General features: G+C 63.3%; 10 protein-coding genes and 1 other RNA gene. 3 read left to right on the plus strand and 8 right to left on the minus strand.

What is annotated here, in order from left to right; genetic code table 11:
• Nucleotides 1-132: 132 nt before the first annotated feature.
• From BDW41_RS07730 to BDW41_RS07765, 8 genes are all read right to left on the minus strand, one after another.
• The gene (locus tag BDW41_RS07730) at nt 133-1,068 is read right to left on the minus strand and encodes a lytic transglycosylase domain-containing protein (RefSeq protein ID WP_074545776.1); all 936 of its coding nucleotides are present in this window, start codon (nt 1,066-1,068) and stop codon (nt 133-135) included.
• Between the two features lie 31 nt (nt 1,069-1,099).
• On the minus strand, nt 1,100-2,140 hold the full coding sequence (virB11, locus tag BDW41_RS07735) for a P-type DNA transfer ATPase VirB11 (protein WP_074545772.1): 1,041 nt from the start codon (nt 2,138-2,140) through the stop codon (nt 1,100-1,102).
• 21 nt (nt 2,141-2,161) lie between these two features.
• Nucleotides 2,162-3,427: a TrbI/VirB10 family protein gene (locus tag BDW41_RS07740; RefSeq protein ID WP_074545768.1), complete on the minus strand. Its 1,266-nt coding sequence runs from the start codon at nt 3,425-3,427 to the stop codon at nt 2,162-2,164.
• The gene (locus BDW41_RS07745) at nt 3,424-4,137 is read right to left on the minus strand and encodes a TrbG/VirB9 family P-type conjugative transfer protein (protein WP_233496815.1); all 714 of its coding nucleotides are present in this window, start codon (nt 4,135-4,137) and stop codon (nt 3,424-3,426) included. Before BDW41_RS07745 ends, BDW41_RS07740 begins: the two co-directional genes overlap by 4 nt.
• 53 nt (nt 4,138-4,190) lie before the next feature.
• The gene (locus BDW41_RS07750) at nt 4,191-5,105 is read right to left on the minus strand and encodes a type IV secretion system protein (RefSeq protein WP_074545760.1); all 915 of its coding nucleotides are present in this window, start codon (nt 5,103-5,105) and stop codon (nt 4,191-4,193) included.
• 45 nt (nt 5,106-5,150) lie between these two features.
• On the minus strand, nt 5,151-5,648 hold the full coding sequence (locus BDW41_RS07755) for a hypothetical protein (RefSeq protein WP_083337453.1): 498 nt from the start codon (nt 5,646-5,648) through the stop codon (nt 5,151-5,153).
• Nucleotides 5,649-6,491: 843 nt separating this feature from the next.
• Complete coding sequence (locus BDW41_RS07760; protein WP_074545753.1) at nt 6,492-6,848, minus strand: YraN family protein; 357 nt, start codon at nt 6,846-6,848, stop codon at nt 6,492-6,494.
• Nucleotides 6,848-8,701 (minus strand): penicillin-binding protein activator, encoded by a 1,854-nt coding sequence (locus BDW41_RS07765; RefSeq protein ID WP_074545750.1) that lies wholly within the window; start codon nt 8,699-8,701, stop codon nt 6,848-6,850. The genes BDW41_RS07760 and BDW41_RS07765 overlap by 1 nt, the downstream gene beginning before the upstream one ends.
• Nucleotides 8,702-8,796: 95 nt before the next feature.
• Here BDW41_RS07765 and rsmI point away from each other — a divergent pair, with 95 nt between their 5' ends.
• The 3 genes from rsmI to mraZ all read left to right on the plus strand — a co-directional run bounded on the left by rsmI (nt 8,797) and on the right by mraZ (nt 10,812).
• A complete protein-coding gene (rsmI, locus tag BDW41_RS07770; protein ID WP_074545746.1) occupies nt 8,797-9,624 on the plus strand; it encodes a 16S rRNA (cytidine(1402)-2'-O)-methyltransferase in 828 nt (275 codons plus the stop codon).
• Nucleotides 9,625-9,686: 62 nt separating this feature from the next.
• Nucleotides 9,687-10,053, plus strand: an RNA gene (rnpB, locus tag BDW41_RS07775) — RNase P RNA component class A.
• A 312-nt stretch (nt 10,054-10,365) separates the two neighbouring features.
• Complete coding sequence (gene mraZ / locus BDW41_RS07780; RefSeq protein ID WP_074545742.1) at nt 10,366-10,812, plus strand: division/cell wall cluster transcriptional repressor MraZ; 447 nt, start codon at nt 10,366-10,368, stop codon at nt 10,810-10,812.
• The last annotated feature ends 5 nt before the right edge of the window (nt 10,813-10,817 follow it).

Raw genomic sequence — 10,817 nt, forward strand, 5'->3', positions numbered from 1 at the left:
CGACGCCGGGTTTACTGCAGCAGCCCGGTTGCCCGGGAATGACTCAAACTTCCTGCTACCGGACAAGCAGTGGATGCCTGATCCGCTATGGCCGTCGCGCCGCTGGATTCCAGGGACACGATGGCCGATGACTCAAAATACAAAGGCCGAATCGGTGGCCGGTTGCCGCAAGTCCGCGTGATCCACGCCAGGCATGGCGGGTGCCATCGCGGTCTGCTGCATGGAAGTGCTCGTCGGTTGGGCGCCGGGCGGGTCGTTGGGGCCGTGAACGACGGGCACAAACACCTGGTTCGCCGAGTTGTCCCGGGGTATGGCGGCAGGGGGCGCGGTTTCTCCAGCCACCTTTGCAACACCCTCCTGTACATTGGCTGCTACGCCCTCTTGTGGCGTGGCCGCTTGCGGCAATCGCGATCCCGGCATTTCCGGCAATGGCGAAGGCGTCGGTGCGTTGTCGATGCGGCTTGCTACGACGGGCGTGAGGGCGGCGTTGACTGCGGTATCGATGACGCGGCGCATGGCAATGCGCTGGGCCGACTCGTCGCCAACCACTGCCACCGGGCCGATCGGCGTACGGCGCGAAAGTGTTGCATCGGCGACCAGCGGAATGGGTGTGCCGCTCACGCTGGAATTCGCAGCGCGGTTGATCGCGTCATACACCTTCTGCACGTAACCGTCCTGGTAGCCGGTGGTGAAATTGCCGGAGTAGTAGCAGCTGAATGCCTTGCCCCAGTCGCCATGGGAACTGGTGAAGCATTCCGCGAGGATACGTGAGCCGGCGGCAAGATTCGCGCAGGTTTGGAAGGCTTTTTCGTAGGAATCCAGGCCGTATTTCGTCAGGTTTGCCTTATTCACTTGCGCGAGGCCAAGTGAGAAGTTGTAGCCCTGGCTTTCGAGCATCTGGGCGGTAGCGATGGCCTCTGCCAGATCCTGGGGCTGGCGCTCTAGCCGGGCGCCTACCACACCGATGGCGAAGGGATTGCGCCCGGACTCCACTTCCACAATGTGCTGCATGACCTCCGCGGGCGCGGATAGATTTGGGCAGGTCATCATTTCGATACCGGGTAGCACCTCGTGTCCTCCTGTGTCAGCGACCGCGGAATCACGGTGTGTCGGTCGGCAGCGAGCCGACCGGGTTGAAATCGATGCCAGTGATGTACCGACGACCCGCGTGCGCTTTGATATGCACGACGATGTCGATGGTCATCTTGAGCAACCGCTTGATCGTGGCGAACTCCAGCCCAGCACCTTCGTTGGATGCCTTCACCATGAGCGCCAGCTGATCCCAGGTCTGCTCGGTGCTACCGGCGTGGCAGCTGGTGATGGAGCCGGGATGGCCGGACGCGCAGTTGCGGATGAAATAGAACGACTCGTCGCCTCGGAGCTCGGCCAGGATGATGCGGTCGGGCTTCATGCGAAGGCAGGCTTCCATGCAACTTTTGGCCGTGACGTTGCTCGCGCTTTGTCCGCCTTTGGAATAAAGCAGGTGCACCACGTTGGGCTGGTCGATGAACAGTTCACGCGCGTCCTCGATGGTGACGAGTCGCTCGTTGGACGGAATATGGTGCACCAACGATTTCATGAAGGTCGTCTTGCCGCTGCCGGTGGCACCGGATACGACGATGTTCTTCTTGCCGAGCACTGCCTGGCGGAAGAAATCCGCATAGCGGCGCTCGGCGCGGAGCTGCAGCAACTGGCGATCCAGCTCGCTGATTCCGTGCACGTCTTCCAGGATCTCGTTGAAAAAGCCATCGTCCTGGTACTGCGCCAGCGTCTTGGTCTGCTTGGAGGGCAGGCGAATGGTGATGGAAATGCTGCCTGCCTCCACCGCCGGCGGTATGACAAATTGCGCGCGCTGACCGGTGGGGAAGGTCAGCGAAACCACGGGATCCACGTCGGTGATGCGCTGGCCGGTGTTGCTCTCATTGACCACGGCAGTGCAGAACTGGCGGGCACGGTCGAATGTGAGGGACGGTACATCGACCCGGCGCCAGGCACCCCGGCTCTCCAGGTACAACTCGCCGGGCCGGTTGATACAGATCTCGGTGACCTCCGGTGAGGCCATGAATTCCCGGATTCCCAGCACCTCGTACTGGTAATCTAGGAATTCGTTCGAGACGGCGGCTACGGTTGCGTCGCTCATGGTGTTATCGGCAAGTCATTGTCAGAAGCGCGCTACGACGCCGCTGAAATCCACGTCCTTGGCGACGTAGATGGTCAACACCGTACCCTGATTGATCGTGACGGTGGCTGGCCGGTTCGCGGCACGCTGTACAGCCTGATTGGCAAGCATCTGCATGGTCTGAGCGGTGTTGCTTTCATACGGCGATTGCGTCACGACACCGTTGCTGACCGTTGTGGTCTTGGGGCCGTGTTCCGCGGCTTCGTACTTGAAGGCGTCGCTGAGCATGCTGATCAGCAGCGCCGCGCCGATACGGCTGGGCCAATGTGCGTTGTAGTAGCCCGGATGACCCGCGCCACCCAGGTTGTCGACACCGGGACTGGCCATGTTCACATCGATGCCGGTGGGCGTGACGATGCGGTCCCAGATCACGGCCACGCGCGGGCCATTGGGCTCCATTTCGTATTTGCCGAGCACCTTGGATCCTTTCGGCAACAACAGATGCTTGCCGTTGAAGGAATACACCGGCTCGGTCACCACGCAGGAAGTGAAGCCGGGGATGTCGGTGATGATGCGCGTCTCCAGCACGCAACGGATGAAGGTGCCGCGCAGCATCAAGGTATCGGGGTCAACCAGAGGCTGTGCGTTCGACACTTCGGGTAGTGGCTTGGCGGAGTACGCAGTGTTGATCGGCACGCCCGTGCCAGGCATGCCGGGCAGGCCGCCCATCATCTGGCCCACGCCGCCATAGCCGGGCATGCCCGGCTGCATTTGCTGGCCGGCGGCGTAACCGCCTCCGTTTGTATAGCCGCCACTACCCGTCCCAGCGGCGACGGCTGCGTCGGCCGCCATCATGCGGCGCTCAACTAGGCTCGGACCACGGGGCTGCTGGCTGGCGAGGCGTTCAGGCTGCGGTGCGGGCAAGGTCGGGGCAACGGGAATCGGCTGCGGCAGGCGCGGTACCGGTGGTGGCGGCAACGCCTGTGGCTTCGGGGCCTCAGGTACCGTCACCGTTTCTTCCTTGGGTTTCTGCGGAGTGTTGTTGCGGTTCGTCGCGCTATTGAACATCCAGATGGCTACGACGACGAGCAAGGCGACGATGGCACCCAGGAAGCCCAGCGCGCGCAAATTCATTCGGCGCAAGTCACTCGAGCGCAGTTGCGGAGCCGCTGCATCAAGATCGGGCGTGGTGGTGGCTTGGTGGCGCGCGGCATACGGGTTGCCAGACGCCGCGGCCTGGGCATCGTGGGCGGCGGAGTATTCCTGCTCGGAGTTGTCGCCGGGGTGATTCGAGTTGTTCTGGTTCATTTGGCGGTGTTCCTTCGAATGCCCACAACGTTGTCGCCGTGACGAATGACCAGGTACTTATAGGTGCCGTGGACGATGATGGTGTTGCCTTCGACGGTCGTATTCACCACGGAGTCGTCGCCATGTTCGAGCTCGCGCATGTACACGGTCGGGAAGTTCCCGGTAGGGAACTGCTTCATGTCGCTCATCTTGATGTAGGTGAACTGGCCGTCGTCATATACGTTCACCGGCACCAGCCAAACCGCCGTCCTGCGGCTCGCGGCGTAGTCGTAGTTGAAGTTGTAGTTGCGGCCCTTCACCAGCGACGTGTTGAGCTCGGGTACCTGAGCTGCCTTGTTCGCTTCGTACGAGAACGCGACATCGCCTGGATAGCTAAATGTGATTTTGTATTGCACGCCTTTGGTGCGGGCCTGCTCAAGCGTGCGCCAGTCGGTGGCCACCACCTTCAGCTCGAAGATGTAGGAGTGGGTGGCAGTTCGAATCATCAGATTCGTATCGACATCCACGTTTTTCGGCTTGATGTAGAACACGTTGTCGCGGCGTGTCAGATCCCATCCGCTGCTGAAGCCGGTGCTGTAGTCCAGGATCTTTTCGTTTGGGCTCAGCTCGATCTGCGTGGTGATGCCCAGGCCTGTACGCACCTGATAGACGTGATCGGGTTGGTAGTCATATTTCTCAATGGCCTGCGCGGTGGCGCGGCCAGTGACCATGGCTGTGGCGAGGCCAAGGGCGAGGATGGGGAGCAACTTCCTTGTCCTGATCATCAGTGGCGCGCTCCCTGCGAATTGTTGGCCGCTGCCGCCGGTGCGGCCGCCGGCGGGGCCTGCATCACGCCTGTTTCGGACATGGGCGGCTGTGGACTGAGCGTCGATTGCAGTACCTCGCCGCTCGATGTGCTCGACGCCGGTGCGGCGCTGTCGGCGGTGTCGGTCTGCGGGCTCTGGACCTCTTCGGGCGGTGCCGTGGCGTAGTCACTGTCGACGCGGTAGTTCGTGACCTGGAACCCGAGTGGGTTCTCAATGCGGTACTGCTCGTCCATCTTGAGGTTCGGCTTGTAAGTGAACTCCAAGGTGGCGATCTTGCTGTCGAGGGGGCGGCTGGCGCCGGTCTGCTTGTCGAACAGGCTCCGCTGAAAGCGCACTGTCGCGCCCTTGGGAGCGCCGTTGGCACCATTGATCAGCACGATGCTCAGGATCTTTACGCGTATCGCCTTGTCCCGTCCGTAAAGCTTGTAGGGGCTGTTCGGATTGGTCGACGCATGCAGGCTGGTGTAGCCAGCGGCGACGCTGGGCGCCGACATAGTCAGCACGGTCGCCCAGTCGCGGAGATTGATCATCGCGACGTCGTAGGATTCGCGTGCGAGCACGAAATGCGCGACGTTACTGCGGTTGATGGCTTCGCTGGTGCTGATGCGCTGGTTGAGGAAATCCTCGTTGAGGCGCGCGACGGTGCTGGTACCCGTATAGGCGTCGGCCATCACCACGTAGGGAATCTTTTCCTTCAACGGCAGCATATAGAAATAGCCGCCGGCGAGGATGAGCGACATGCCGATCGCAGAGAACGCCACCCACCAGGCACGACGCTCACTGCGCCGTGCAATGTCGGCGACCGTCAGTTCGTAATTGACCGACTTGGCTACAGCCTCGTCGATCTTTGAAGAAGTCTTTTTCTTTAACATCAGTACAAGCCCTGCGCGGTCATCTCAACGGTTCCCTGGTCGACGTCATTTGGCCTGAGCAGGCGGGGTGTTCTGCGGCGCGGAAGCGCTTTGCGGCGTTCCGCTGGCAGGTGTTTCGGTGGTGCCAGTGCTGCTCGACATGCGTGCGGCGCTGACGCGTATCTCGTGGCCGTCCGTCGTGACCGATACGCCCTGGGCTGCATAGATGGACGAGAGTTCGGAGGTCGCCGAGTAGACGTCCGTGGTGTGGATCTGCGTCACCGCTTTGTAAAGGGTGTAGTCCGACTGCAGCTGGTAGGAGAACTGCAGGCCTGCGTCCTTGGTCCAGCGCCTCAGCATGGTGCGAAGCGTCTCGTCCATGGGCGCCGCGTAATACGTGTAGGCCTGATTAAGCGGGATTTCCGACGGAGCGTCCTGGAAGTGATTCACCGGTTTCCATCGGCCGCCGAAGTCCTTGGCTGGCGGCGTGCCGCAGGCGGCGAGGCTCGCCGCGGCGAGCAGCACACAGCACGAAAGGGCACGTTTGGAGAGTTCCTTTTTCACGACGTACTCGCAGACTGAACGAAAAGGGGATGGTTGCGTTGGAGCATTTCCGTGGCCGGATGCCTTCAGCCACGCACATCAATACGCGCCAACCTCAAGAGGTGGCGTGGGTCAGCGATGGGTTCAGCGAGGTATCGCCAGCGGCACCGCAACTGCCGCAAGGGCAGCTGCGCGATTGGCCTTGGCTGGCGAACGCATGGGATGTGGCGCAGCAGCGGACAGCAAGCGTGTCCGCAAGGTAATGAACGTCGATTCCATTCCGAACTCCCTGTTCCTCTTCCAGAGACGCCATGGGCGCTCTGGAATCCCGGTCGATGCCTGCGAAATCGCAGCCTTGCGGCGGTAGGCACCTTGTTTAGTAGATCGCACAGATTCTGCCCATGACTACCGCAGACACCGAAAAATGTGACGGAGTCTGCTTACTTTTCCCCGTATGTCGCTTGTGTTGCCGAATCTGTGCAATGGCATGACGCTCCATTGCGGCCGCAGGCCTTCACATACAAACGTTCGGAACGGCCGGCGCCCATGCATAGATGCGGAAACAAAGCGCTTTTCAATTTTAGGGGCACTTGGCCGTCTCGCGGAATTGGCCGATTCAGTAAATCAGTGCCCGGGAATGACGGTTTCACATGTAAGAAAAACTACCGCGTCCCCCGTTGCTGCCTATTGTCCTGAGAAATCTCTCAAAGTGTGTCAGCAGCGAAACAGCTGGCGTGTAGGGTTTTGACTACACGTCGTGACAGATTTCGTAGTCCATCGTGTCGGATTCTTCGCGAACCTGAATGTGGCGACGTCGTGCGTTCACATTCGCCCATGCAGCGACGCCGCTGAAGCGCGACGGGCTCAGCAGGTTTCGAAGGCGTTGCGCCAATGGTTCATGCGCGCATCGGCGCTGGGGCCGTCATAGCTGACCACGTCAAAACGGCAGGGTTGGTGCGCACGCTTGGGGTGGGCGGCGAGCCAGAGTTCGGCGGCGGCGATCAGGCGGGCCTGTTTGCTCGCGGTGACGGAAAGGGCCGCGCCGCCGTGGCTGGCATGAAGCCGATGGCGCACTTCCACGAACACGACGGTTCCGCCCTCGAGCATCACCAGGTCGAGTTCACCGTGGCGCGTGGTGTAGTTGCGGTTCAGCAGGACGAAGCCCGCGCGTTGAAGTTCCGCGCAGGCGCGTTGTTCGAAGACGGCGCCCGCCGCGCGCATCAATGCGTGGTGGGCTGTTCGGCGGGTTGTTGCGGCGAGCCCGTGGCGTCGGTGGGTGGCGCCAGTGCCGGCGCGGTATCCATCTGCAGGCTGCCGTTGATGGGGTGGGCCAGGCCGTCCTGGAACTTCGCCCACACCAGCACGCGACGGATGCGGCCGAATTGATCTGACGTCAGCTGTCCGCTGGCACCCGGGAGGTAGCTGCCGGCGTGTGCGCGCAGCCAATCAAGGTAGGGCGCAAGATTCCACGCGTCCATGCCAAAGGCGAACAGCCGTGCGGAGGTGCCGCGCGCAGCGGGCAGCTGCGAGGCGATGTCGGCGTGGTTGGGCAGGCCCGGTTGTGCGTCGAACAACCAGGGGGCGTCGCAAAATTCCACGCCCTCGAGGTCACGGTTGGCGGCGGCGTCATCGGTGCCCGCATAGATATGCGAGGTGCCGAACACTCGCAGATTCACACGCGCGAGCTTGATCTGCGGCAGCAGCAGGCGTGCCTGCTGGGGGCGCATGCTGATGAACAGGCCGGTGTTGCTGCTGGCGCCCGCATCGCCGTTGTCGGTGGGCATGCCCAGGCCGGAGATGGTCGAACCGTAGTTGACGCCGCTGCCGGCGAGGTTGCCGGTGCCGGCCACCTTGCCGCCGCGCGCTTCAAACTCCGCCTTGAAGGAGCGGGCGGCACGCTGCGCGAAATCGTCGCTGCTCGCGATGACAAAGGCCTGATTGATGCCGTTCTCCGACATGTGGTCGGCGGCCTGGGCGCCTTCGGTTTCGGGCAGCAGGCCGAACTCGCTCACGCCGTTGGCGGGCAGGCTCTTGTCGTCCGGGTGATTGAGCGCGAGCAGCGGCACGGGGAGCTGGGGCAGGCCGAACAGCGCGGAGACTTCGCCACGCGTCAGCGGGCCGATTACCAGTTGCGCGCCATCGGCCACGGCCTGCTGGTAAGCCTTGACCGCACCGGTCGTGCTGCCGCCGCTGTCGTACACGCGCACCGGAGGGCGCGGCGTGTGATTGCGTGCGGAATCGGCGTAGGCCGCGAAGAAGCCTTCGCGGATCGCGGTGCCCGCAGACGCCAGATTGCCGCTGGTCGGCAGCACCAGGGCAACGTGCGCGGGCATCTTGAAGCCCTCGCGCACGTTGGCGCCTTCGCCCGGAATCATCGTGCCCACTTCCTGCTCGAGCGCGGGCGCGGGATGCGCCACCGCCACGCCGAGCTGCGTCAGCGCTTCATTCACCCACGGCAGCATGCGGTCGCTCGCCTGCATGGCGGCGGCGCGCTGCTTGAGCGGATCCACGCCGAGCTTGCTCAGCAGCGAGACGATCTCCTTGCGGTTCTGCGCCTGGTCCAGGCCGCTCAGCTGGGCGTCCATCTCCACGCGCGAGCGCGCGGCGCCCCACAGGTCGCCCGTCTGCTGCATGGCCTGCGAGCGCAGTTCCAGCAGGCGGAGCTGAAGGGCCGGCGGCACACTGATGTTGGGTTGAGTGGTGAGCTGCAGCGCGCGCGGTGCGTTGTGCTGCCTCAGCGCCCACTCCGCCTGCAGCAGATCCAGTCGCGAGGGCTCGTCGCCGGTAAGGCGCTGGCGCTTGATGCCATCGAGCAGCGGTGCCGCGCGGTCGAGCTGGCCTTCCTGGCGATAGGCTTCGGCGGCGAGCAGCTGGTAGTGATCGCGGTTGCTGCCGGTCTGTGCCAGCGCGAGGTACGCCTGCGCCGCATCGTCGAACTTGCCCTGCTGGGCCAGGGCATCGGCCTGCTGGCTCGCTGCCACTTCGGCGGGCGACTTTTGCGCTGCCGGCGGTACGCAGCCAGCGAGTGCCAGAGAAATCAGCAGGGCAACGCCTGCGGCGCGATACAAGCGCATGGCCAAATCCCTTCGAGCTTTTTTGACGACGTGGTAGGGCGGATGGGCGATGATAGCCCATTGGCTAGCCACGCCATGGTCCAGGAAACAGCAAGATGTCACAGATTCAGCCGGGTCTGCTATGGGTGGTCGCGACGCCCATCGGCCATCGGGACGACTTTTCCGCGCGTGCCATCGAGACCCTGCGCGCGGTATCGGTGATCGCCGCGGAAGACACACGCCACAGCCGCCCGCTGCTGATGCATTACAACATCGGCACGCCGCTCGTGGCCCTGCATGAGCACAACGAGCGCGACGTAGTGGATGCCATCGTCAGGCGTTTGCTGGGCGGTGAATCCGTGGCGCTGATTTCGGACGCTGGCACACCGCTGATCAGTGATCCGGGTTTTCGCCTGGTGCGTGCCGCTCGCGCCGCAGGCATCCGCTGCGCGCCGGTACCGGGCGCCTGCGCGGCGATTGCCGCGCTTTCCGTGGCGGGCTTGCCCAGCGATCGCTTCGTGTTCGAGGGCTTTCTGCCGCCCAAGGCGGCGGCGCGGCGCACGCGCCTGCAGGAACTTGCGGGCGATGCGCGCACGCTTATCTTTTATGAGTCCTCTCATCGCGTGGCCGAAAGCCTGGCCGACATGCGCGACGTGTTCGGCGAAGCCCGCGAAGGCGTGCTGGCGCGCGAATTGACCAAGTTGTTCGAAACCGTGCTCGGCGAGCCGCTGGGCGAACTGGCGGCGCGCGTGGCGAACGATCCCGACCAGCAGCGTGGCGAATGCGTGATCCTGGTGGCCGGACGTGGCGAAGAGGCGGATGCGCGCGAAGCGGAAGGCCGCCGCGTGTTCGCCATCCTGCGCGAAGAACTGGCGCCGGCAAAGGCGGCCAAGCTGGCCGCAGCCATCACGGGCGCGCCGCGCAAGCTGCTCTACGAGGGCTGATTGCCCCTGAAAAGCCCGATTCTCTGCGGTTTTGAGCGCCTTCTTCCATTAGAATGCGTGGCGGAGTCGGCCGGACAGTCGCGTCGCGCGCAAGCGCGTCGAGGAAAGTCCGGGCTCCATAGGGCAAGGTGCCAGGTAACGCCTGGGCAGCGCGAGCTGACGGCCAGTGCAACAGAGAGCAGACCGCCGAACGGCGCCTTCGGGCGCGCGTGGTAAGGGTGAAAGGGTGCGGTAAGAGCGCACCGCGTGCGGGGCTAACGCCGCATGGCACGGTAAACCCCACCTGGAGCAAGACCGAATAGGGGAACGATAACGCGGCCCGCGTTGTTCCCGGGTAGGTTGCTGGAGCCTGGCGGTGACGCCAGGCCGAGAGGAATGACTGTCGCGCCGCAAGGCGTACAGAACCCGGCTTACAGGCTGACTCCGCCTCCTTCACGACCGATCGTCATCGCCTCGCCCCCGCGGCGCGGCGATGACGATCGCCCGCGGCAAAGCCATGAATGGCGATTCATCTCCAGGTGCTTTCCGGGCGCCCGGAACCGTGACGGATGGCACGGTCGCAAGACAAAAAATCCCAGCCATTCAAATACCTTGGGGTGTTTCCTCAGAAAGGGCTGGAATTACTGCCACATCACCGCCTTTCTCATTGATTCACAAGAAAAATTTCCTTGACAGTCTCAGGGGGCGAGACTATCGTGGGTTCCTGTGTGAAATCGTGGGAATTCGTGGAGCCATACGGTCGTGTTCCAGGGCGAAACCGCCATCACCGTTGACGACAAGGGCCGGCTGGCCATACCGACCGCGTATCGCGAGTTGGTGGCCGACGCCTGCGCCAATCGTCTGGTGATCACCTACAACCCCTTCGAGTCGGGCTGCCTGTGGCTGTTCCCGTACGCCGAGTGGGAAAAGGTGCGCGACCAGGTCAACGCGCTTTCCAAGGTCAAGGCGGCCCACCGCGACATGCAGATGAAGCTGGTGGGCGCCGCGGCCGTGGTCGAGCCTGATTCCGCCGTGCGCATCCTGCTGCCGGCGAGCCAGCGCGCGACCACGGGCATCGAGAAGAAGGCGGTTCTGCTGGGCATGGGCAACAAGTTCGAGCTTTGGAGCGAACAGGCCCACCTGGCCAAGATCCGCCAGACCATCGGCGAAGACGAGATCACCGACGACATGGCGGAGCTGCAGCTGTAACCGGC

Source organism: Dyella sp. AtDHG13 (assembly GCF_003201105.1).
Classification (GTDB): Bacteria; Pseudomonadota; Gammaproteobacteria; order Xanthomonadales; family Rhodanobacteraceae; genus Dyella; species Dyella jiangningensis_B.